Here is a 24,983-nt window from a genome sequence, read left to right as displayed (position 1 = left end):
ATGATGTGGGCTTAGAAAACTTCATAATGTTTTATGAAGTCTGGATCTGGCTCTACGCCAATACCAGTCCCTTGTGGAAGTGCAACCGTGCCATCGTTTTCTTTAACTTGCTTAAGAATGTTTAATGGCTCTTTAAGTAAGTCTTCACGGAATAAATTCGGAGTAGTATCGTATTCGAGCATCGGCTGAATTGGGTGAGCTGCGCCTGGTAAATCAGGTAATGCTGCCAATAAATGCAAATTGGCACCCACAGCAATAGCAGAGCCCCAAACATGATTTATTACCGGAATAAAATGTGCGTGTGCCATCGCTAATACTTTTTGGTATTCGGTAATACCACCTAATGCACATACTTCAGGTTGCAATAAATCCACACAGCGATTTTCAATTAAGTCTCTAAAACCCCAGCGGGTAAACTCTGCTTCACCGCCTGCAATGGTCATATCTAAGGCTTCACACAGTTCGCGATAGCCTTGTTTATCTTCAGGTGCTACGGGTTCTTCAAACCAATTTACGCCAAGGTTTTGCAGCTCACGACCCAGAGGGATCGCCTCTCTGGTGGTATAGGCATGGTTTGCATCGACCATTAATTGCATATCACCAATGCCGCGGCGTACAGCTTCAACTAATTTAATATCTCTATCAGGACTTAAACCGATTTTCATTTTCATCGCTTTAAAGCCCATCTCTTTAATGCGGGCACTTTCATCGGTAAAGCGTGCTTCAAGGTCGTCATGACGCTGTAGCATCATGCCGTAACCGTAAGCTGGGATACGGTCTCTAAAGGCACCGCCCAGTAACTTATAGACGGGCTGATCAAGAAATTTACCGGCAATATCCCATAAAGCGATATCCACACCCGACAAAGACTGAATAGGCATGCCTTTTTGACCATGGTCGCGCATTAAGTTGTACACCTTATGCCAGATCACTTCGCGATCTAGCGGATCCATACCAAGGATCATAGGTTGAATCACTTTTTCAACGATTGTTTTGTTGGCAAAAGCGATTCCGCCGCCACCAAAACACTCACCCCAACCTGTTATGCCAACATCCGTTTTAATTTCGACTAGGTGAGTAGTACGTTTGGCATAATACTGCTGCGAGTAACCTAACTCTTCTTCAAGATCGTACTGCAGAACGTGGCTTATAATTTCAGTAATTTTCATTCAATAATAGTCCCAAATTAATCTGATTAAAGCGCACGTGAGATGCGTTTATAAGCCAAGTAATCGTCGAGCGCTAGCAACGAACAATCAACTCCAACTCCTGACTGCTTAATCCCAAAATGCGGTAAATTAATGGCATATTTAATCCCATTAATTTGTACTTCGCCAAAACGAAGTTCGTCCGCAAAATGGTCCGCTGTCGTTTGATTTTGAGTAAACACATAAGCGGTTAAGCCCGCATCAGTATCATTAGCAAGGTTCAGTACATCTTGATGATTTTTGAAGGTAGCAATGCTAATAACTGGTCCAAAAACTTCTTCTTTCGATATCGCCATTTCAGGTGTCACACCCAGTAACACGGTAGGACTGTAAAAATATCCGGTGTCTAATCCTGGTGGTTTACCGCCACCTGATAACAACTTGGCGCCTTGAGCAATCGCTTCTTTTACTAAGCCATCGATACGCTGCCAAGAAGCACCGTCCATCAGTGGTCCCATTCCAATATCAGCCTCTTTATCAAAACCAACGTTGACGGAATGAGTGCGGGTTAACACCATTTCAATAAATTCGTCAGCCACAGACTCTTCAATAAAGACTCGGTTAGGAGCAACACAAATTTGGCCAGCATTACTGTATTTCACGCCGCAAATAACATCGGCAGCCGTGATTAAATCTGCATCAGCAAATACGATGGCAGGTGCATTGCCACCAAGCTCCATCGAGTAGCGTTTGATTGACGTAGCCCCTGTACCAATAACGTGCTTACCGACATTGGTTGAACCGATTAATGTTAATAAAGATGGGATAGTGGATGCAGAAATGGCATCGCCCACTTTGTGATCAGGGCCAGAAAGTATATTAACCACGCCATCAGGTAAGCCAATTTGAGCGCAAAGCTCACCGACGGCATAAGCAGATAATGGGGTTTTAACAGAAGGCTTAATCACAATAGGACAACCCGCAGCCATTGCTGGGCCTAACTTATAAGCAAGATTAAGCAGCGGAAAATTCCATGCAAGAAATGCAGCAGCAACCCCTACTGGCTCGCGGCGAAGTTCATGGACGTGGGTGCCCTCTTTATCTTCTAATGTCTCTTGCGCTAAATTGAGCATGGCATCAGCATAAAAATTTAAACTGTCGACCAACATTTGGTAGTCATCCTTGGTTGATGCCCAAGGCTTAGCCATTTCAAGATGCACACACTCACGTAAATGCTGTTCATTTTCTATCACTGCATCACGTAATTTATACATCCATTCAGTACGTTGTTGAATAGATGTTTTAGACCAAATTGGAAACGCCTTTTGTGCAGCTTCAAGCGCTAATTCAGCTTGAGGAATATCTGCCGCAGCAATGCTGCCTACCGATAAAAGAGTTGCAGGATTAATAACATCAGTGGTTGATCCGCTCGATATGAGTTTACCGCCGATATAAAGTTGTTTAGACAGCATTAGCAACGCTCCATGTGAAAAATTCAAAACAAACTAGGTAATAAGCTTTTAACTGAACCCGTTAATCAGTAGTCAAATAAGCATATTGATAACGCGATACATGATAAGTATTTAAACATATGATGTTTGATAAAACAATATAGAAATGTAATTAGTTTGTGAACATGTAAACAATCAAAATAACTTTTTACGATAAGGATTAAGACTAAGTCATTTTATAACAGCTACTTAGTAATTAAACACACTCATTAATAGCAATTACACAATAAAGCATTGTACCGACCAGTTACGTTTACTATTGGGTTTGATGAAGTAATAATCATCGCGCTTAATCGCTTCATTGAGTGAATCAGCCCCCCCTAAGCAAGGCTCTAAACCCACGACATAGGCAGGCGGTTGATCACTGCCAGACCAGCCTCGATAATTAAGCCATAATCCAAAATGTGAAATATCATGACTATCATATCTAAAACCACAACGTTGTTGATAAGCGCCACTGGCTGAAGGCGGCTCAACTAAAGCAACCTCAATAGACTGATTTTTAATAGCATCCGTTGATAAATCATCACTATAAAGCTTGCAGGAAAAGTGACTGTCTGGTGCTAACACCTTATCCAAATCAATCCATTTACCTTGCTGCTGTTTTTTATAAGGCCATTGCGCTGTAATAGCATCTGTATTAAAAAACGCTTTAAAACCACTGTCGGTTTTAAAGCGGTTAATCACTGTTGAAAGCGCTATGGTCATGCCTTTTTCAGCAGCAAAAATCGGATGCATTGACCACACAAAGGGTAATTGATAGTCGCTGTTATTCGTAAGCTGGTATTGAATATCGATATGGTTAGCATCAGCGGCAAGAGTTAAGGTACGCGTAAACACATAAGGTAACTGTTTACCCACGCAGCGAAGCGTCAACGAGATGAAATTCGAAGACTCAACAATTTCAGTGACTTGCCACGGTAAACACCATAGCTCACCGTGATCAGGAATTAATACATGCCTAAGCGCAGGCAAAGCGTATTGCTCGCCATTGATGCTGGGGAAGCATTCATCCCAACCACCACAATCAAAGCCATTGACGAATGACTCACCATAATTTGGCTGTTTCAAAAAAGCATGAGCGCCTTGAGGTTGTTCAAGCCACTCTCTGCCAGTAAGCATCGATTTTAATGAAATTATTTTCGCACCAATGGCAGGCACCACGGTAAAAGACAGGGTATTGTTGGCAATGGTAATAAGCTCAAAACCGTCTTTAATCGACTTTTGTAAAGACACCATAGTGGCCACTTTTATGTTCCAACAATTGAGGTGTTAATCGTGATAAATGACCGAACGACCACCATCAACCACTAGGCTTTGTCCTGTCATAAAGCTTGAATCTTGGCTGGCTAAAAACAATGCCGGTTTCGCGACCTCTTCAGTGGTGCCATTACGTTTTAACGGATGCACTTCACCCATAGCTTGTCTTGACGCTTGTGGATCGTCTGTCGCTCCCCACGACTTAAATGCCATCGGCGTTTCAATCATTCCAGGACATAACGCATTAACACGAATATTATACTGAGCGAATTCAACCGCCAGGTTTCGAGTGAGCCCTATAACCGCATGTTTTGTCACTGCGTAAGGAAAATACCCAGGTACTATTTTAAATGAATGCACTGACCCGACATTAACAATACTGCCGCGGCCATTGGCTTTCATATGGGGTAAAACGGCTTTGCTGCAATACCACATACCATCAACGTTAACTGAAAAGCTCTTTTTCCACGCATCAACGCCAACAGACTCAATCTTATTACCCGGACTAATCAACGCTGCATTGTTAATTAATATTGTTGGCGCGCCAAGTTCTGCCGCCGTTATAGCGACCATGGCATCGACCATGGCTTCATCTGAAATATCGGTTTTCACAAATATAGCTTGGTAACCTTTTGTCACTAACGCTTCAACAGCATCAAGCCCTAGTTCACTGTTCATATCAGCAACACACACTTTCGCGCCTTGCTGACAAAACTCTAAAGCGATAGTGCGACCTATTCCATCAGCACCACCCGTAACGATAGCAACTTCACCTTTCAACCGATCTGACATATGACTTCTCTACTTATTATTTTTGTTCTGAAACAACTCTTGATTACAGCGATTAGCGCTAACGTGTTAACAACCGCGTTAAGCGAGTAATTTATCCCTGTTTCACTAATTGTCTTTCAATGGCTTCGATGGATTTACCTTTGGTCTCAGGCAAAATTAGCATCATCACAAAACAACCCACAAAGGCTACCCCGCCGTAATACAAGAAGGTATTCGCAGCGCCCATGTTTTCAAGCTGCCAAGGGAAAAACTGTTGGATACTCCAACTCGATATACTTTGTACTAATGCCGCAAACGGCAGTGCAACACTGCGAACCCGGCTTGAAAAAATCTCTGAAAATATGACCCACATAATAGGGCCTATGGACATGTTAAACGCCGCTAAAAAAGCAAATAAACCAAACAAAACAAATGCTGGGTTAATATTAATCGAGGCATTAATAACTGTGCCACTGACTAACGGTAACTCTTTTTTAGAATACACGCTGGCTAGATCAGCCTTTAACGCTACATCACTGTGGTAATCTTTGCCAATAAATGGAATGAGTTTATTTGCATCAACACCTTGCTCAGCAATTATTTCAATCGCAGGTTGGTTAATAACGTAAGTTGCATTGCCAAAACCATACCAAATTGAACAGTGTGCGACGGTAATTAATAATAAGCCGCCAACGGTTAATACTTTACGACCCCATTTCTCAACCGTGAATATTGCAACAAGGGTAAATAAAACCGACATTGCGCCGAGCACTATGGTTTGTAAAAAGGTATCTTCAACACTCATACCGATTTGTTCAAACACGGTAGGTGCGTAAAATAACACCGCATTCATCCCTGTCGCACCCTGAACAACGGCATAACACACAGCAAGAATGACTAAAAAACGCATGGGTTTACTAAACAGTAACTTAAGCTGCTGAATCACTGAGGTGTTACTATCTTGTGCAATAGTTTGTTTAATATCGTCCATCATTGCAGGCACTTCAGATGGATCTGAAATGTCACTGAATACTTGTTCAGCTTCTTTATGTCGTTGCTTACTCATCAACCAGCGTGGAGACTCAGGGATGGTTAGTAATAAACCGAACCAAATAATATTAGGTACTAGCTCAAACCCTAACATCACTCGCCAAATATTCTCATCCGTTAATACTTCAATATTGCCCATTGATTTGATTAGAAAATAGTTAACAACAAAGGCAACTAAGCTTCCTAACGTAATCAATAACTGATTGACCGATACAAATTGCCCTCGCTGTTTGGCTGGTGCGATTTCACCAATATACATGGCAGATACGGTGATTGAGGCAAAGGCGACTCCGCCAATAAAACGCCCTACAACCAGCATTTCGTAACTATTAGCAAATGCTGAGATCACGGTAGACAATGAATAGGTCAAGGCAATAGCCAGTAACACTTTCTTACGGCCAAAGTGCTGACATAAACTCCCCGTAAAAAATAGCGCTAAAATCACCCCTACAATAGCGCAACCGACCACGTTGCCGGTTTGCATACTAGTTAATTCAAATTGGGAGCTAACAAAGCGCAGCGCACCAGAAATGTTGGCGGCATCTAAGCCAAATACAAAGCCACCAAAAGCGGCAATTAATGAAAACTTTATCGCTTGAATGTTTTTGCTTTTCGAAGCTTGGCTCGAAACAAGTTTAGACTCTTTCGAAGTGCTCTCTGACAATGTGTTCTCTAACAAAATAGTTTCCCCAAACCTCGAAAGTCGAGTTTTAAAATTAACATTGGCTGACACCATGTTTTGTTTACATTCCATGGTTTAACCAACCGATGTTACTTACTGCGGCAGTAATTCACGCAACTCATTCGCAAACTAAGCAAAACTCCAGCACTGCAAAGATATCGACTACCACTGATTTTTTTATGTTAATAAATTTGATTTACGACGAAGCTACAGATGGTCGAAGCATTTCGCTACAGGTGCAAATCATTTTATTAACATGATTTAAACATATGATGTTTAAGTAAGCAATATGTTTATATGGAATTTAAACAGATTTATGATCGGCGAATAAATTGGAGGGATTTAATGAGAGAGGACCTAACTTCATTTCAAAAAACGTGACAAGAAATTAGATAAACAACTGATTAAATTATTATTTATCTTTGAGGGATTTAGTATAGGCTTTAAAGTGGATAAGTTTAAGGTATAGATAATTCAGAACGAATCTGTCGTAGATAATACAATTTGATCTGAGCCTACTTTTTTGAGTATCAAATCAGAGTATCAAATCAGAGTATCAAAGTAGACATATTGTATTACAGTGCATGCCTGATATCTGAAAAATAGCAGCTATGTTCCTATGCCAGAGTTAGGCAATATTACGATTAAAAAAGCTTCATCTCTCATCAGAGTTGCCCCATGGCGAAAGAAAGTGGCTCCTACAAAGGTAAGGGGCCACCTAAGTCTAACGAGCACAACTACGACTCGTCGTTGAATTATTTTTGCCATACTCTGACGTATTCAATTTCAAAATCGACAATTCCGTCATCTTTTTTATCTTCAGGACTATTAAGCTCTAAATCGGCTTTACTATCAGGGACACCGTGCCAAGGAAAGGTTTCTTGGTCTAACCAAATACTGATGGGTTTAGTCGCTACGTATCCGTCGTAATCTTCGCTCACCTCACGGTTTTCATAGGCCCATTTTCGAACGTCATCGGCGCTTACATCTGAAAATAATACCCCATCGACATAGTATTTAAAGCCATTTTCATTCCATTCAATACCGTAGATGTGGAAATCATCAGCGACTCTAAATCCTAGGTCTTTATGCTCTGTGTAAGTTGGCTTACCCGGTTTACTGGTATTTTTACTCCAGTCTCGAATTGACCACCAAAGCTCTTTATCCAGTTCTAATTTTTCTGGATCGCGATGATCGCCAAACTGTTCAAAGAAATCGATTTCTAGTTGATGTCCCATCGCCCAAAAAGCACTGGTAATTTCAGCATCTGCTGCCTTACTCTTAATCTCAATGTAGCCATATTTGAACTCTTTGCGGGAAATGATACAGGCTGTAGTGAGATTTTCATGGGGCAGCGCATCCCCGAAAACAGGAACTCTAATCTCATCGGTGAACGGGAAATCTGGCTCCCAACGGGTTTCTAGTATTAGCTTTCCATTTTCTAAACGATAGTTTTTACCAGAGAACTGCGACGGTGCTCGGCCTTTCCAGACTTTTTTATTGGGCTTGTCTGGATGCTTATAAACGGGCTTGCCGTTTTCAAATTTACCAACGATATACCATCTGTCTTCATCTAATGTATCGGTCTCAAATTCATCACTGACCTCGGGATTAAGTATCCAGTCACCATGATTTTTTGGATCTGAATAAGGCAATACAGCCATTGTGTTATATGCTGCTGATTCATTAGCCTCTATCGCTTGAACCTGGTCTTTTTCGACCTCAACACTACAACTCATAGTGGCGACAGTGAGTAAAATGAGCAATGAAGAGTTTGTATACCTAATGTTAAAGAGCATGTGAGTTTAGCCTTGTGTTGTGCGTTATATACAGTGCCTTGTTTGTGGATAATAAAATGAATAGTATGACAAAAGCAATTCACCTTATATGTTTATAAACATACTATGTTTAAGGGTGGGTTGATACCGTTAAATTTTGGAATCTAGTAAAAGAATTGCTCTCGTTAAAGAGCGCTTCTAGTTAAAAATTGGGATCATGGGCTTTTCTTCTATTCTCGATATTTTTTAACAAACAAATTGATGACCACAGAAATTAACTGTGCTCCATAATTAGTTTTTCGAAAAACAACGTAAACAATACCAATCAGGTTCAAATCTGAATGGTCCCTCATTGGAAATATTTTCGTTTTTCGAAAATCTCGCTGGGACTGCTGGAACTATGGTTTATAAATAAACCAAGAGGGCTGAACCGCTGCCCTTTTGGTCTGTTCTTTACAATTAAAAGCCGAAGCACCACGGCTTTGATTTGTTTAAAGTGGCAAATTACTTGGTGACGAAAATGAGCCTGTATCTATCTAACAACTCACTTTAGACCGATAAAAACGACAACACGAAGAACTGACCACTAGAACTAGCAGCCAGCGTTGTTCGATATCTTTGTTAAATAGCACTATTGTAAATTACATTTTCACTGCAGGTTCAAAAACGCCATTCACTTTTTCCATCACTAATAGCGTTGCACCATGAATGACTTGGGTTATGGCTTCATCTTCAAGACCACAGGCAGCGGTTGTGGTAAACAATAGCTGTGCTTCATCACCACCAAATGCTGGGCATGTTGCTCTGGGGGTACCAACCAATATACGCTTAAGCTCAACCCCATCAGGCGAAATACACATGACTGCCCCGCCATCCCAAAGTGATACCCAAAGATTTCCGTCAGCATCGACAATGCCGCCATCAGGTGACACCGCCGTATTTGAAAAGTCGTAAAACAGTGTGGCGTTAACGGCATCTTGTATAGGCCAGCCAGTGTTTGCATCAAGCGCTATCACATAGATTTGCTGTTTCGCTGAGTCAGTGAAATAACAACGCTGGCGAGAAAGATCAAAACACACTCCGTTGGGAATGGACAAATCAGGGATAACCTTTCGTAACTCGCCGTGGTAATAACGATAAAACGCACCCTCATCGGCTTTGGCATCAGTATTCATGGTGCCTATCCAAAAACCGCCCCATGGATCAGCGCGGCCATCATTACTGCGATTGCTTTGTAATTCATGCTCAACATGAACCACTAAAGATTTTTGCTTTGACTCGAGGTTAAATTGATACAAGCCTGTTGCTGTGGCTATTAATAAATGAAGCTCGTCAATCCATCCAATTGCGGTGACCATTTCATCAAAAGTATATTCAATTGATTCATTGTCATTTTTACCCATTAATAGATTATTAGGGAAATCGACCCAATATAAGGTACTGCGCAGCGGATGCCATAATGGGCTTTCACCCACAAAATTCACTCTGTTATCGTATTGCTGCACGGCTAATGTTTCTTTAGTCATAGTGTTTCTTCAGTCATAGTCGTAGTCATAGGATTAATTACCAGTTAGTGTGTGAACCGTCACGCTTACTTAAATGCGGCGCTTCAACCTCTATTGGGGTCGACTTTCTAAATTCAGCTTCATTCACTTCAACACCTAAACCCGGTACATCAGGCACGATAAATTTATTGCCTTCTAACTTATGCTGTTGCGGAAACAGTTTGTCATCATGGGCGCCAAACGGACTAAACGGCCCTTGATGTGTTTCCATTAAGCTAAAGTTTGGTAACGCTACGGCAAAATGGTTTGTAGCGGCGGTGCATACTGGCCCCAATGGGTTGTGGGGCATGACATCGATATAATGCGCTTCTGCCCAACCTGATACTTTCACCGCTTCAGTTAAGCCGCCAATATTGCACACATCGATACGTAAATATTGTGTCAGCCCCTGTTCAATATAAGGTTTAGCTGCCCACTTTGAGCTGAACTCTTCTCCAATAGCGAACGGGATATTTGTCATCGTTCTTAAGGTTTTATAAGCCTCTGGCGACTCATTACGAATAGGCTCTTCGATAAAGTCCAGCGTATCAGGCGCTAGGCGCTGACAAAATGATGCGGTTTCAGCGACACTTAATCTATGGTGATAATCGATACCTAGGGTGATGTCAGGCCCTAAAATTTTACGTAATTCATTTAAACAGCGCGCGGTGCGAGTAATCGATTCTTGTGGCTCAAAAGTGGTTAAGTCATCAAATCGGCTTGGAATAACCCGAATGGTTGTCCAACCTAAAGCGATTAAGGCTTTTGACTCTTTAACTAAATCATCTAACTTGTCAGGATCCGCCTCTGTATAGCAACAAGCAAAACAAGGAATATTGTCACGTTGTCGACCGCCAAGCAGTTGATAAACAGGGACGTTTAATTTTTTTCCGAGAATATCGTATAAAGCGATATCGATGGCTGAAATAGCCGCGGTAATCACGCGGCCACCTTCAAAGTAATGGCTACGGTATAATTCTTGCCAAATACGGCCAATTTGTTTGGCGTCTTTACCTTTTAAAAATTGACTAAAATGTTTAATCGCCCCCATAACGGCATATTCACGATTTGAAAGGCCTGATTCACCCCAACCGATAATGCCACATTCAGTGACTACTTTAACGAGTAACTGATTGCGCGAGCCAACTCTACCTAGTATTGCTTCAACAGATTCTATCTTCATGATGTTGTTCTCTTATTATTGTTATTTTATTGACTCGCGGGTAGACGATATTTATCCATTCTATCCATATCATACTTTTCAAATTTACGTTTCAGCAACCATCTTGGACGTTCTAATGTCAGTTCCCAAGCAAACAAATCTTTATACATGGATATAACCCGCTGTGGCTGGTCGTTTGCAAGGTTTGTTTGCTCACCAATATCATTGGCTAAATTATAAAGTTCAGTGGGTCTATCTGGGTAACGGATCATTTTCCAATCGCCCTCACGGATAACCGCTCTGGTTTCTTTTTTCCAAAACATCTGCTTATGAGGACGCGCTTTATTGTTACCCATAATATAAGGCAGTAAATCAACTCCATCAGTGTCAGTCACGGTTTCAATGCCACCAGCTGCACTGACAAAAGTAGGCAGTAAATCTAAGGTCGATACAGGAAAATCAAATTGTTGATTGGGTTTTATTTTTGCAGGCCAACTCATGATGAACGGAACACGGATACCGCCTTCTAAAAAGTTAGATTTTGTGCCGGCTAATGGCGCATTACTCGATGCATTTTTATCTGTTGGGCCGCCATTATCATTAGTAAATACAATAATAGTATTGTCTGCTAACCCCAATGATTTGAGTTTGTCGGTCACATACCCTGTAGCTCTATCCATGGCTAACGTCATTGCAGCCAGTTCTTGTTGCTTGCCTTTAAGTTCAGGAAACTGTTTAAGATCGTCTGGTTCAGATTCTAATGGTGTATGCACAGCGTTAAAGGCTAGGTAGATAAAGAAAGGGTCTTGCTGGTTTCTATCAATGAAGTCTGCGGCCGCCTTACCTAATACGTCAGTTAGGTATTCTTCGCGCTCTTCAAAATGCCCTAAGCCTCGCTCAAGTTGTTTGTCATACATAATGTCATCAGGATTGTTAATGTTCGTAATATTTTCAGGGTACTTAAAGTAACTGCGATCACCACCTCTAAAGCCTAAAAACTCGTCAAAACCGCGGTTTAATGGATGAAAACGCTCTGCACTGCCTAAATGCCACTTACCAAAAATAGCAGTTTTATACCCTTGGTCTTTTAAATAATCAGCCATGGTTGTTTGATCAACTGGTAGACCCATTTCTGCGCCATCTAATGCTGAGTTGTCACTCATATAACCAGGTACATTAATTTCTTCATAACCAAAACGTTGTTGATACTTCCCTGTCATTAACCCCGCTCTCGAAGGGCCACAGGTTGAATCACTGACATAGCCTTGACTAAAAACAATGCCTTGCGCTGCAATACTGTCTAAATGTGGGGTCTTCATTATTTTGCTGCCTTGAAAACCAAAGTCTGCAAAACCTGCATCATCTGCAAATATTAATATGATATTTGGCTGTTGTTTTTTATCTTCAGCGCTAACTGTTTCGGCTAACGCATTGGATGGTGCAAATGCTGTTAACGACAATACGCTAGTAAGGGTAACTAGCCCTGCTAACAATTTAGTTTTCATGATCCATGCTCCTAGATTAAACCTTGCTAACCAATGTTGAGTGATCTGATTAAAATATCAGCGGCTCATTTCATTGAATTCACAATCCTCTATCACTCAGTTTATGGGTATAGAAAGAACAAGCTTGTTGTACCGATTGCCTTAACTCGTTAAATGAACGAGCAATTAACGAAGGTAATAGTGGTCAAATAACGCGTTCATTTATACAAGATAATTGAAATCATAACCAAAACATGATAACTATTCAAACATATGATGTTTATTTATCTTATTTTACATAAATTAACATTACAGATTAATAAACAAAACGATTACAGCACCTGACTATATTATCTAAAGCGCCTAAAACTGCAACAAAAGTAGTATCTTACAATCTTAAGCGCACTCATATGGTGCTTATAACAGTCAAAATTCGTCATTATTGGGTCACAAGTAATGCCATTGATTTGACTTTTGAATAGATATTTTTATTTACAAATCCGCTACAAAACATGACAATTCGCGTAATAAATAAATAAAAATCAAGATGATAGCACCGTTATAACAACAAATATTTAACATGTTGCACATTTAAACATCATATGTTTAAATACTTCATATGAACTGTATTGGGTGTTTAATATACAAATACTAACAAATACCTTTAATACATAGTGAACATTAAGTCGTGGTTTACCAAGTTCTGGTTTGTATGGGGGGGGAGAAATTCCCGCAATGAGACATAAATAATAAATACACGGAGTAATAAAATGCCTAAATATAGTAAATTGCACAAAGCAATATTGCTGGCTGGTTGTTCTTTTGCAGCCTTCTCAAGCAACCTATATGCTGCGGAAGTTGTAGATGCGCCTAATGAAGAAGCGGTTTCAACTAAAGACATTGAAGTCATCATGGTAAGCGCGCAAAAACGTGAGCAGGCACTAAAAGATGTTCCCGTCTCTATTGAAGTTTTGGATGGTGATTTAGTCGAAAAAATGGGTGTCCAAGACGGTTTCGACCTCGTTAAATACCTACCGGGCTTTGGTATCGATGACAGTACTGAAATTAGAACAACAACATTAAAAACCCGTGGTATTGGTACTTTTACTAACTCTATCGGTTTGCAATCTTCAAACCTTGTGGTTATTGATGGTGAAGTATTACCCCGTCAATCTATGCTAAACCTTGCGGTTGCCGATGTTGAACGTGTTGAAGCGTTACGTGGTCCTCAAGGCACCTTATTTGGTCAAAACACCTCAACCGGCATGCTGCATTATGTGACCAAAAAGCCTAATTTAAATGGTGTTAGCGGTAAAGTTAGAACCGAACTCACCCAAGATAATGGTATAAATGTTAGTGGCGTAGTGAATGTGCCCTTCTCTGACAATTGGGCGTTTCGAATGAACGCACAGTGGAGCGAAGTTGACGGTTGGATTGACAATACAATGCCAGGTCATGAAGATTATAAAATAGGTGAAAAAGATCAATCAGGTTTACGTGGTCAACTTCTTTATGATGATGGCGAGCAATTTAATATCTTGTTCCGTGCTGAATATGCAGAAACTGACAGTAACTGTTGTTCAATGACACAGATTGGTCCGGTTAATCCAGATTACGGCCCTAAACCTATCATCAACATTAAAGATGATGGCATCATTGAAGGCACAACTTATAACCGTATCAATTCTTCAAAATCTTTTGATGATACAGGTAAACCTGTTACTGCTCGTAACCCCGAAGCAAACTATGGTTCAACTGAAAACCTCGGTTTTTCTATTGCTGCTGACTATTACCTTAATGATGACTTAACCCTTTCATATAATGGTAGCTACCGTGACTTCGACTTATATAACAGTTCAGGTTTTTTCACTTTAAACTTCCCACTAGAGCGCTCAGCATTTGGCGGTAATGAATCTGTTATCGTGAACCAACAAGAAATTCGTTTAAGCTCATTCGATAATGAAAAATTTGATTGGATTGTAGGTTTGTTTTATCACAACACTGAAGGTCAACGTTCAGAAAACCGAGATGGTTGTATCGCTGGTAACTTCGGCTTTATCAATGGCGGCGAGTTATCTGGTTGTTACGATCGCCAGTCTACAAGAAACTTCTTAAGCATGTATGAAGGACAACAGTTTGACGAAAGTATGATGGCCGACCTAAATCCAGGCCGTTTGCTTTCTGGTGGTAACTTCACCACTAACTTCGAAAACTTTGCCATTTTCGGTCAATTTGAATACCAAATAACAGATCAACTAGATGCCACTTTCGGATTCCGTGCTTTGCATGAAGAAGGTGAAGCAACGTTCGAGCGTACTGATTTGTTTGCACCATCAGATGGGATTGGTATGGATACATATGCTGATGTGTTAGCAATGTCTCAAACAGATCCTTCATTGATTAAACGTCAAACTGAAAAAACCAAGTTCTCAGATTCTGATGATGCATTTATTTACAAGGCTGTTGTGGGTTACGACTTTACCAATTCAATTCGTGCTTATGTCAATTACTCAACGGGTTATAAAGGTTCTTCGTATTTTGTTACTACAAATACTAACCCATTAGATGCTGATCAATTCCCAACAAAACCTGAGCAATCAAGTAACTTTGAAGTTGGTTTACGTACTGGCTTTTTTGATAATGACGTACTATTCAACATCACTTACTTTGATATGACAGTTGAAGATTATCAAGTACGCGCAACACGTGTGATTGATGAAGAAGAGAATATCGTTTTCGCAGGCTACGTGAATGCAAAAGAAGCACGCTCAACGGGTTTCGAAGCTGATGCGATAGTTGATATCACAGAAGATTTACGTTGGACCGCAAGTTACGCCATTTTTGATGCGCGTTACGAAGATTTCTCAGATACACCGATTAACTGTCCTGCAGGTGATGGTGGCGAATTAGCAGATCGTTGTAACACTGATCCTGTAACCGGTCGTCAAACATTTGATCAAACAGGCCTTTCTTTCCCGAATAATGCTGAGCAGCAAGTATTTAGTACATTGAAATACTCAACTGAATTCGGTAACACGGGCTGGAATGGTAACGTACAAGCAGCTTGGCGTTATAACGGTGCGCATACACAAACTATTAATGAGCTAGCGCTTGATCAAAATGCTAATCCTTCTTCAAGTATTTGGGATTTATACTTTAACTTTGGGCAAGACAATTTACGTTTCAGCCTATATGTGAAGAACTTATTCGACAAGCCATATACCACACGTCAAAACACCAACCAAGAAGGTTATGGACAAGCCTTCTACCCTCGTGATTGGAACCGTTTCTTTGGCGGCAGCGTGCAATACTCATTTTAATTTATGACAATGTTAATCGTCAGCTGTTGTAGCCGATTAACATTGAATACTGGGTTTATTCTGCCCCAACAGCATTAAACTCGGTTTCACTAATTAAAAAACTCCATTTCATTGACGAAATCTACAACTTGTCAATTCACTTTAGCGTCAGAGACGACTTGCTCATTACATCTCCCCTTTATGTGTAATGAGTAAGTTTCTATGAGACTCCCCTTTGAATAAGTTTCTATGAATGAGTCACTGGCATTTTTTTTGCTTTTAGCTACTGAGTTTAGCGACAGATTTAACTACTGAATTTAAGCCATGTCGTTTCAGAGTAATCTTCACCTTTGTAACGTCTGCGGTTCCTTGAATTTTTTATAACATAATGAAGAAAACGTTCAATTTTAATCAATGCCCATTTTGAACATGGCTAAGCCTATCTAATGGATTAGATCACGGTAAACCATCTATAAATTATCATTAATTACACAAGGAAAACCTATGAAAGCTACCAGTATATTCACGATACTTGTGTCTCTAGCGATGTTTTTATCCAAAAATACTCACGCCCTATTATCAACCAAGAAAACCAAACCTATTCTTTTGACGTAACGATTAGAAACCGTACCCGTGATGCCATTAATGGCAATTTCCGCCTATTGATTGATAACGCCACTGTGCCAGTGATTAATTTTGATGGCGAAACTGATAATAACGTCCCTTACTACGAAGTGACTGAACAAACGTTAGCCCCAAAGTCAAAAGTTAAGCTACCTATTAGCTTTCCATTTCAGCGCGGTTTTCCACGTTACACGCCTACACTTGAGTATGCACCAATGGGCTCGATTGCTGGAGGCTTAGGTGAAAGTGTTATCGTTGATGAGGTTAATTACTTCACTAACGAAGTCATCGACGATGAACCTGAAATGGTATACCCAGGTGGTACCACGGCTGAAATGGTTGCTCGTCTTCAACAAGCGATTAATCGCGCAACTGAAGAAGAAATGGGGGGGGTTGTGCGTATGGCGCCAGGTGAATATGTGTTAACTCAAATCAATCTTAAATCAAATGTACGCCTTGAGATTGACCCTGAGGTCACCATTAAAATGGTTGATAGAGCCTTGTTTTCTGCTGGACGTGATGCCAATAACCTGCCGCCGAAGTTATATAATATTGAAATTACTTCTACTCACCCGACTAAGAAATTTACCATCGATGTTAATAACCCAGTTATTTTCAGAAACTCGATTCCTTTTCGCGTAGGATTTGTCGAAAACTTTGCTATTTCTAACTTCCATGTTGAAGACTACTATTCAATATTCCCATCGGTGTTTATCGTTGCAGACAGCGACACGCGTAAAGTTGAGAATAATGAAACTTATAATCGTATTGCGGTTAAAGGCGTGGTTCAAAATGCCACTAATACCAAGGTCGCTACGGGTTATGCGCTGGTGCAACTGTTTAGTGGCCGCCAAGTATTACTGCGAGATTTAACCGCACAAGGCGGACTGACTATTCGTTTAGAGCCAGGTAGTGGCAAGCCAAATGATTACTTAAACCGTGCGGGTCAAAATGTCGGTTCAATTACCGATATTCGTATGATCAACATTCATAACTATGAAGGCATGGCGGCTGTTTTCTTAAAGCCACATGAAAAAATCATCGACAATATCTGGGGCACTAATATCACAGCAACAGATAGCGCCTTCGCAGTAATGGCCAATGCCAGTGATTCAGACACTTTTACTCGTGGCCACTTTAGTAACACTCGCTTTGATGGTGTCATCCGTTTAGATAGAACAAACGATGAAGCAATGGCTGATATTGGCCCGTCATCAATGTACTTTGTCACTGATTCTGAACGCGTCGGTAAAAGAAATTACGGCAGTTTTCCAGATGATCCTTCAGGGCGTCGCAAGCATACTAAACCTATGGTACCAGTATTAATCGCTTCAGCAATGAACAGCGAAGAAGTGGGTCCTTTTGAAAAAGGTCGCTACAGCTATGATGTTTCAGCAGCTGATATTCAGCCTTCTGCTGAGTTACCGTTAGAACGTCCAGAGCTAGTACTTTACCGTGAAGATGCGGTACTCGTTAACGGCCGATCAGCGCATAAATGGATTAACGAATAAACCATGATTAGCTTTATGCGGCATTAGCCTTAATATCAATGCCGTTCAGCCACGCTGAACGGCATTTTTATGAGATAATACTAACTTATAGATGAACATGATCATTATTTTATACGCTATTTTTTATGTCGCTTTGTATTATCGATTCAGGTATTTATAATCAAAGAAAATGTCGCTTTCCTATTGAATTCCCTAAAGGCACAAACATGGCTGAACTAACCCTTGATAAAACGGATATGCAAATATTGCAACGACTGCAATCAACAGGGAAATTATCAAATCAAGATTTAGCCGCACAAGTCGGTTTATCTCCATCACCTTGTTCAAGACGTGTAAAAGCGTTAGAAGATGCAGGCTTTATTAATGGTTACGCTACAGTACTTAATGCAGTAAAATTCAACTTAAACTTAACGGTTTACATTCAAGTGCGCCTAGAAAAACACAGTTCAGATATATTGGATGCTTTTGAAGCTGAAATCGCCTTATATGATGAAGTACAAGAATGTAGTCTTATCACTGGCAGTGAAGCCGATTATCATTTAAAAGTCATCGTTGAGGATATGCAACAATATAAAGTATTTCTATTAGAAAAATTAACTACCAACACACATATCGCCGGTGTTCACTCCAGTTTTGTCCTCAAAAATGTCAAAAGCAGCACTGCAATTCCACTTCCACTTCCAAATAATGATAATTAACCGACCCAAATTAATAACAAAAACGACACAAATAAAACATTAAAAGGGTAATTTTAGCAACGTCTTAGGTGCTAAATCACTTTTCGTTAACTGAAGCTGTAAAAAATTAAATTGCGTACTCACCTCCTTACCACTACGCTAAAACACAAAAGTCACACAAAACACAGCATGAGAAGATAAATCATCTCTTCTGATGAATACATAGCAATAAAATCGCTTTTATGATTAATTTAAAGCAAAAAGTATTCGTTGCCATTAATTTATAAAGTACTAGTATGCGCGCTCTTCAATAATGTCTATAGAGTTATATCATGAGCGTAAAATCATCAGGCCAATTCAGTTCTCGTATTGGTTTTATTATGGCCGCAGCAGGTTCTGCTGTTGGTGTTGGTAACATCTGGGGATTCCCTACACAAGCTGCAACCCATGGCGGCGGTGCATTTTTACTTGTCTATGCCGTGTTAATTTTACTGCTGGGCTTTCCTATGTTAATGGCTGAATTAATGGTTGGTCGTCACGGACAGACTAATCCAGCTGATGCAATGGCTAAACTTGCTAATAAGCCCTTAGCCAAAAAGATAGCTAAAAGTATCGGACTTGTTTCAATTATCACTGCCACGCTTATTTGTACTTTCTACAGCATTCTATCAGGCTGGTTTGTCAGTTTTGCCCTAGCGCCAGTGGCACAGATGGCGAACCAAGCTGAGGTGGCGGCTTGGTTAATGGACTTTTCTATCAGTAGAAATTTAGTCTTTACCCTATTGTTTATCACACTGGTGATATGGGTGATCCGCCAAGGGGTACAGCAAGGAATTGAGCGTTGGTCAAAACGATTGATGCCACTGTTACTAGTCATGTTAGTCGCTGGCGCTATCTATATTTTAACCCAGCCAGGGGCAATGCAAGGTTTGTCAGTATTATTTGTGCCTGATTTTTCGAGGGTATTAGATACAGAGGTGTTAATGGGCGCATTAGGGCAAACCTTTTTCTCACTGTCTGTGGGTACTGGCGCCATGATGGTATACGGTGCATACCTTAATAAACGAGAAAACATAGCTAAACTAACCGCATACGTTACCTTAATGGACACCAGCGTCGCATTGCTAGCCGCGTTAATGATTATTCCAGCCATGTATGTGGCCCAGCACAATGGCGTACAAATTTTCGCTGACGATGGCAGTTTACTAAATTCTGACACCTTAGTGTTTAGTGTATTACCAGCGCTTTTTGATTCTTTAGGTGGGATCAGCCAATATCTATTAGCAATCGTGTTTTTTTCATTAATGACCATTGCCGGTTTGACCTCGGCAATGTCAATTGTAGAAGTACCCACCAGCTATTTAGTTGAAAAAACGTCCTTAACACGTAACAGTGCCAGTTTAGTCGTCGGCGCGTTTATCGCCACTGTTGCTTGCGTGATTGTGTTTAACTTTAATGAGTTATTTGGTTTGATCATCACCATAACGACTGAACGAGCACAGCCATTAATTGCCTTGGGTATTGCGATATATTTAGGCTGGGTTTGGCATAGGAATTCGTTACTTGCAGCAATTTCACAGCAACAAGGCGTTGATAAAGATAGCTACTTTTGGCGTATGTGGCCTGTTTATGTGAAGTTTGTTTGCCCAGTATTAATCTGCTTGATAATCATGCAGTTATTCTTAGGCTAATAACTTTCTAGACAAGCTGCTAACTAAGATATACAAAAGGCTATAAGATTATAATTTTTATAGCCTTCTTATTTTATACAAATGAATTTGTCGTACATCCCAAATTTCCCTTGCTGAACTCAGTTAATGAAAAAAGCGCCAATGGTTAAAATATCCACTAACACAGCAAAAAAACCACTACAAAGACAAGATATACCTCTATATCAGCCTTCAATAACGCCAATCACAAACGCTGTATAAATAAACAGTATCATGTTAAGTTAGTGCGCTATTATCACTATAATTATCATAATGATTTTCACTCTAATCAATTAAGTGATAGTAAATTAAGTGATAGTAAATTAAGTGATAGTCAATTAAGTGATAGCCGATTAAGTTTATCTGTCAGCGCCTTCAAAAGGCTGATTTGACCAAATAAAAATGACAAAAGAGAACATATCATGAATGTAATGGGAATCATGCTTAAAGCAAATGAATTGCGGATAGTGACGTTAACGGGCACAAGAACAGCACATGAACTCATTAATCCAAAGTTCAATAAACTGGCTGTAGACAAGCACCCTCAGCAAGCGGAAGTGAAAATTCTGATAGAGCAAATTTCACAATATTGTGATGCCAATAATATTGAAAAAGTAGTTATTAATAGACGATCTACAACAGGACAAGGTGCTGGCGGCGCGGGTACTTTTTTATTGGAAGGTGCTTTATTGGCGACATTGAAGCCAGCTATCGTTTTTATTCATCCAGCCACAATAAGAGCAACCGATAAACGAGAAGCAGACCACAAGTCAGCTAAACCTAAAACCGTAGATTTAGGCAAAGCTTATGATCTTGCTTATGAAAGTTTAGCCCTTAATTAAGCTATGTAAAAAGCGCTCTGAACGTGGAATGTAGTAATTATCATAGTCAAATGACATTACTACACTGGATGTTTTGGCTATGATTTCATCTCTAGGTACAAAACCAATCACTCGAGAATCAGAACTATGATCACGGTTATCGCCTAGTGCTAGGTAATGACCTTCTGGTACGGTAACCTCAGAAAAATTTGAAAGCCTAGAGCCACTATTACTGGTACGAACGAAATGGTTAACCGTGCTAGTTTCAGAGAATAACTGCTCAATTTTGTCCTCGGATGAATCAGTTGCACTTATTGGTTGATAGGCTAATGTCTTTCCATTAATGCTGAGCACATTATCCGTCAATACAATGACATCCCCTGGTATGCCAATGACACGTTTAATCAGTCTATTATCAGCAGCAGTAGATTCGAAAATAATAATATCGCCGCGCTGAGGATCTGCAATCTTATAAAGCGAAATGTGCGTAAAAGGTACTCGTAAATCATAAGCCATTTTATCGGCATACAATCTATCACCTTCAATGATAGTCGGTTTCATTGAGCCCGACGGCACGGTATACCAGTCTGCAACAGCGCTTCGAAAAACACACATTAACATGATAAATAACAATAACGACTTATTGGCTTTAATCGCTTTCACTACAGCATTGTTCATATAAATTCCTTTTTATGTAATAACAAATCATTAACTTAGATTAGCAAATACCAATCAATAACAACATCAAGCTTAACGATTTTTAATCTAATATGTGCTGTGAAACCAAAGAATAAAATCTTAAATAGTGAAAAGTGAAAGGCGTAACATGAATGGGGATTAGCTTTGTTTGCTGCTGACAAAAAATTAAGGGAGAGATAGCTAATCTCTCACTTCCCTATTAAATCAGGACTTAATCTGCCCTTTTACTGATCCATTTAGCGAAAGGTTGAGCAGTCATCCCGTGTAAAATAAGACTAATAAACACAGTGCAAATCACCGTCATGGCCATAAAATTACCGCCGGGTAAATCCTTGTCCAGCATGATAATAACAAACACTATCGATGCAAGGCCCCGAGGTCCAAACCAGCCTAGAAAAATTTTCGAAGGGATATTGCCACCAGCACGGCACAATGACAAAAATATCGGTAACATACGAACAATGGTCAAGCTGAGTAAGGCATAAATCAGCATAGTCCAAGTAAACTCGTGAAAGGCATTTCCAATGACAAATGCACCAAATAATAACCATGTCAGAAGCGCCATAATTTCACCCATACCCTCGGTAGGCAGCAATAATTTATGCTTAGTCTCTTTACATAAATGGCCAAACAACAGCCCACCAGTAAATGCCGCAATATAACCACTACCGCCTAACTCTTGTGAAATAGCAAAACAAGAAAGCGCTAAACTGAGTACAATATTCTGGCTCCAAACATCGGTTATCCAGCCTTTTTTGTGGCACAATTTTATTAAGCTAGCACCCATAAAAGAGGTGGTTAAGCCCACCACAAGCCCGATGCCTAATTCTTCGACTAAGAAATGAATTGCCAATTCTGACACATCACCTTCTGCCACTGTGCCAGCCGCTAACGCTAAAAACACGAACAAAATAGGCACGCATATACCATCATTTAAGCCACTTTCTATGTTCAAACCTTCACGTAACCTTGCAGGTACAATGGGGCTTGAAACCACTGCTTTACCTAAAGCTGCGTCCGTGGCGGCGAGCATGGTGGCTAACGCAGCAATCTCAAAGATACCAAGATTAGGAAACAGCACAAAACCAACAACAACCCCAAGAAAAATCGCACCAGGTAAGCCGTACATTAGCATTCGAGTGGGTATACTAATGTGCTTTCTAAGCACAGATAAATTCGAGTTTGATGCATCGCAAAACAAGACTATCGCTAAGGTTATGTCAGCAAAAACACGTAAACCGATACCGTCAAGATCAGTACCTAGCCAATTAAGCACCAAAGGACCCAGCACAAAACCCACCAGTACAAACACCATAGGGCCAGAAATCATCGAGCGTTCAAATCGCCCTTCGACCAAGCTGTAACATAAAGTAAAAACGGCCAAAATCGCCAACTCTATATACATTTAACAACCTCCGAAATGAGCATGAGTACAGTGAATATACGATAATAATTAAGTATGTTAATGGATTTACATGACGGAGTCTTCCTTAGGCAAACTCTATTTAGCTATTTTTTACAAATCAGCTTTATGTCTAGAATACTGGTGTCCAGAGAAAGTAAATAGTAGCCCAAAGCCTGTTAAGCTGCTTGGCGACTAAACCATTGTTGGAAATGAGGTCAGTACCCTTTTATTGAGACGAAAGGCAGACTAGGCGTCTTTATGACATGATTGCCTTAGTCCAAGCTAGCCATGAAATACATCGCCCAGGAAAGGCAATGCGAGCAAAAGGCCAATCATTATTAAGCCATAGTAAAATTGATTCATAAAGTGCTTGCTCTAACGCCAAACTATCATCGCGAACCCATAAATAGACTTCACAATCATATTCTGCTGATTGACTCGGATCGATATAAACACAACCAAGACATTTGCTTTTACTAGGATTTAAAACGGAGTAAGCAAATGCCTCTCTTGCTTCAAATTCTAGTTTGTGATTTTTAAGATCTTCAGTATTTTGTTGTAACGACATCGTCGCTTTTGGCCAATCAGAATCTAAGCCAAACGTGCCTTGCAGCCTTTTTTGGCTCGACATCACCGCCTCATAATCTATTCTAGCAAGTGCATCTTCGAGCATGGTTAAGTGAAAGTGTTCAGTGACCCATATTTTGGGTACCACAAAAGAATCATCGATGAAATTTGTCGGCATAGTAAGCGCTATCCGTAATTTATCCCTTAAACAAGTTAACCCAATGCAGCTATTAGGGATTGTTTAACGCTTTGCATAAGGTCGCTGCTCCACATAAGGGTATTTTTAGGTTTTTTCTACCACAAGATATGTGTGAATCTCTGGGTATTGGTCAAATTCTAAATGCCTGATAATACAACCAAGCTCAATAAATAATCTGACGAAACCATTGGTACCAAGTGATGAATAGTAAACTTCTAGCCCCATAAAATTATCCGTATGAAAGCCTTCTTTGTCTGTTCCACCAAATGAAAATATAAACACCCCACCAACATTTAAGCTTGCGACTATTTTGGTAAGAACGTTTCGTTGCTCTGTCAAAGGAACAAGCCAAATACTGTCCCATGCGGTGATAAAATCGTATTTTTCTGGCAAGTCGTATTCACAGATATTAGCTTGTATAAAGTGAATCTCAGGTTGCCGTTTGCGCGCAAGATAGAGCATTTCAGATGAAACGTCCAGCCCTGTAGGAACGAAACCTTCAGCCGTAAGTAACGCTATAAATCGCCCTGTGCAGCCACAGCCAATATCCAACGCTTTTCCGCGATTCTTAACAAAGCTTATTGCTTTCTTGTGTTGCACAATGCCATTACTCATATCGAATTTTTGACTATCCCAAATATGCGTAATTTGATTATAAGCTTTGCCAATATCTATCGGTTTCAAACAAAATCTCCCTTCTTTCGCAACCTAGCGAGGTAATATATCTACCTTTAATGGAAGTGGGTAGCCATATCGCTGCTGAGATTATGATAAAACTGGTTCAAATATGCATCATTAAGAATCATGACCCGCAAACATTCGCGCTTGCACTAGTGTACGCGTAATACACAGTCTCTTTGGCGTCAACATGATGAGGCGAGATGTAAAAGTACCTAGCATCACTGATACGCCAGCAAGTTCCAGAAACATTACGCTGCGTTTATGCGGCTTTTGGTCACACTAAAATCGTTATCGCTTTCAGTTTCACAGCCTGGATCACATGTTAATCATTTTTATATGCATTGATTTATGAGGCTGGCTAAGTCCTACTCACATATAAACATATGAGGTTTCAGTATGTA

The 24,983-nt window shown here is 40.2% G+C and carries 18 protein-coding genes; 5 read left to right on the top strand and 13 right to left on the bottom strand.

The features are described 5' to 3' along the window. Positions 1-11: 11 nt before the first annotated feature. The 9 genes from Q4546_RS16250 to Q4546_RS16210 all read right to left on the bottom strand — a co-directional run bounded on the left by Q4546_RS16250 (position 12) and on the right by Q4546_RS16210 (position 12,411). A complete protein-coding gene (locus Q4546_RS16250) occupies positions 12-1,169 on the bottom strand; it encodes a mandelate racemase/muconate lactonizing enzyme family protein (protein WP_303446617.1) in 1,158 nt (385 codons plus the stop codon). A 26-nt stretch (positions 1,170-1,195) separates the two neighbouring features. Next, a complete protein-coding gene (locus tag Q4546_RS16245; protein ID WP_303446616.1) occupies positions 1,196-2,620 on the bottom strand; it encodes an aldehyde dehydrogenase family protein in 1,425 nt (474 codons plus the stop codon). A gap of 258 nt (positions 2,621-2,878) precedes the next feature. After that, positions 2,879-3,898 carry a hypothetical protein gene (locus Q4546_RS16240; protein WP_303446615.1) on the bottom strand — a complete coding sequence of 340 codons (1,020 nt, stop codon included), beginning with the start codon at positions 3,896-3,898 and terminating at the stop codon, positions 2,879-2,881. A gap of 33 nt (positions 3,899-3,931) precedes the next feature. Continuing rightward, positions 3,932-4,711: a glucose 1-dehydrogenase gene (locus Q4546_RS16235; RefSeq protein WP_102476718.1), complete on the bottom strand. Its 780-nt coding sequence runs from the start codon at positions 4,709-4,711 to the stop codon at positions 3,932-3,934. A gap of 91 nt (positions 4,712-4,802) precedes the next feature. Next, positions 4,803-6,419, bottom strand: a complete 1,617-nt coding sequence (locus Q4546_RS16230) for a sugar porter family MFS transporter (protein ID WP_303446614.1) — start codon at positions 6,417-6,419, stop codon at positions 4,803-4,805. Positions 6,420-7,177: 758 nt separating this feature from the next. Further along, on the bottom strand, positions 7,178-8,221 hold the full coding sequence (locus Q4546_RS16225) for a family 16 glycosylhydrolase (RefSeq protein ID WP_241904115.1): 1,044 nt from the start codon (positions 8,219-8,221) through the stop codon (positions 7,178-7,180). Between the two features lie 620 nt (positions 8,222-8,841). Continuing rightward, the gene (locus tag Q4546_RS16220; RefSeq protein WP_102476717.1) at positions 8,842-9,726 is read right to left on the bottom strand and encodes an SMP-30/gluconolactonase/LRE family protein; all 885 of its coding nucleotides are present in this window, start codon (positions 9,724-9,726) and stop codon (positions 8,842-8,844) included. A 37-nt stretch (positions 9,727-9,763) separates the two neighbouring features. Next, positions 9,764-10,927, bottom strand: coding sequence for a mandelate racemase/muconate lactonizing enzyme family protein (locus Q4546_RS16215; RefSeq protein WP_102532093.1), 1,164 nt, complete (start codon positions 10,925-10,927; stop codon positions 9,764-9,766). A 26-nt stretch (positions 10,928-10,953) separates the two neighbouring features. Further along, on the bottom strand, positions 10,954-12,411 hold the full coding sequence (locus Q4546_RS16210) for a sulfatase (protein ID WP_102476715.1): 1,458 nt from the start codon (positions 12,409-12,411) through the stop codon (positions 10,954-10,956). Between the two features lie 749 nt (positions 12,412-13,160). On the opposite strand from Q4546_RS16210, the gene Q4546_RS16205 reads away from it, so the two are divergent. The 5 genes from Q4546_RS16205 to Q4546_RS16185 all read left to right on the top strand — a co-directional run bounded on the left by Q4546_RS16205 (position 13,161) and on the right by Q4546_RS16185 (position 21,052). Next, positions 13,161-15,710, top strand: coding sequence for a TonB-dependent receptor (locus Q4546_RS16205; protein WP_303446613.1), 2,550 nt, complete (start codon positions 13,161-13,163; stop codon positions 15,708-15,710). Between the two features lie 641 nt (positions 15,711-16,351). After that, positions 16,352-17,824, top strand: a complete 1,473-nt coding sequence (locus tag Q4546_RS16200; protein WP_303446612.1) for a hypothetical protein — start codon at positions 16,352-16,354, stop codon at positions 17,822-17,824. 206 nt (positions 17,825-18,030) lie between these two features. Then, positions 18,031-18,522, top strand: coding sequence for an Lrp/AsnC family transcriptional regulator (locus Q4546_RS16195; protein ID WP_303446611.1), 492 nt, complete (start codon positions 18,031-18,033; stop codon positions 18,520-18,522). A 311-nt stretch (positions 18,523-18,833) separates the two neighbouring features. Beyond that, positions 18,834-20,192: a sodium-dependent transporter gene (locus tag Q4546_RS16190; protein ID WP_102476711.1), complete on the top strand. Its 1,359-nt coding sequence runs from the start codon at positions 18,834-18,836 to the stop codon at positions 20,190-20,192. Between the two features lie 440 nt (positions 20,193-20,632). After that, positions 20,633-21,052 carry a DUF3010 family protein gene (locus Q4546_RS16185; RefSeq protein ID WP_303446610.1) on the top strand — a complete coding sequence of 140 codons (420 nt, stop codon included), beginning with the start codon at positions 20,633-20,635 and terminating at the stop codon, positions 21,050-21,052. On the opposite strand, the gene lepB is transcribed toward Q4546_RS16185, so the two are convergent. The 4 genes from lepB to Q4546_RS16165 form a co-directional block, all read right to left on the bottom strand. After that, positions 21,038-21,709, bottom strand: coding sequence for a signal peptidase I (gene lepB, locus Q4546_RS16180; protein WP_303446609.1), 672 nt, complete (start codon positions 21,707-21,709; stop codon positions 21,038-21,040). The two genes, Q4546_RS16185 and lepB, sit on opposite strands and share 15 nt — an antisense overlap. A 232-nt stretch (positions 21,710-21,941) precedes the next feature. Further along, positions 21,942-23,135: a sodium:proton antiporter gene (locus Q4546_RS16175; RefSeq protein ID WP_303446608.1), complete on the bottom strand. Its 1,194-nt coding sequence runs from the start codon at positions 23,133-23,135 to the stop codon at positions 21,942-21,944. Between the two features lie 256 nt (positions 23,136-23,391). Then, complete coding sequence (locus tag Q4546_RS16170; RefSeq protein WP_102532084.1) at positions 23,392-23,880, bottom strand: hypothetical protein; 489 nt, start codon at positions 23,878-23,880, stop codon at positions 23,392-23,394. 105 nt (positions 23,881-23,985) lie between these two features. Beyond that, the gene (locus Q4546_RS16165) at positions 23,986-24,585 is read right to left on the bottom strand and encodes a trans-aconitate 2-methyltransferase (protein ID WP_303446607.1); all 600 of its coding nucleotides are present in this window, start codon (positions 24,583-24,585) and stop codon (positions 23,986-23,988) included. Positions 24,586-24,983 lie beyond the last annotated feature (398 nt).

This window comes from Shewanella sp. 4_MG-2023, assembly GCF_030548015.1.
In the GTDB taxonomy this organism is placed as follows: domain Bacteria; phylum Pseudomonadota; class Gammaproteobacteria; order Enterobacterales; family Shewanellaceae; genus Shewanella.
This window is presented reverse-complemented; position numbering and strand designations above follow the sequence as displayed.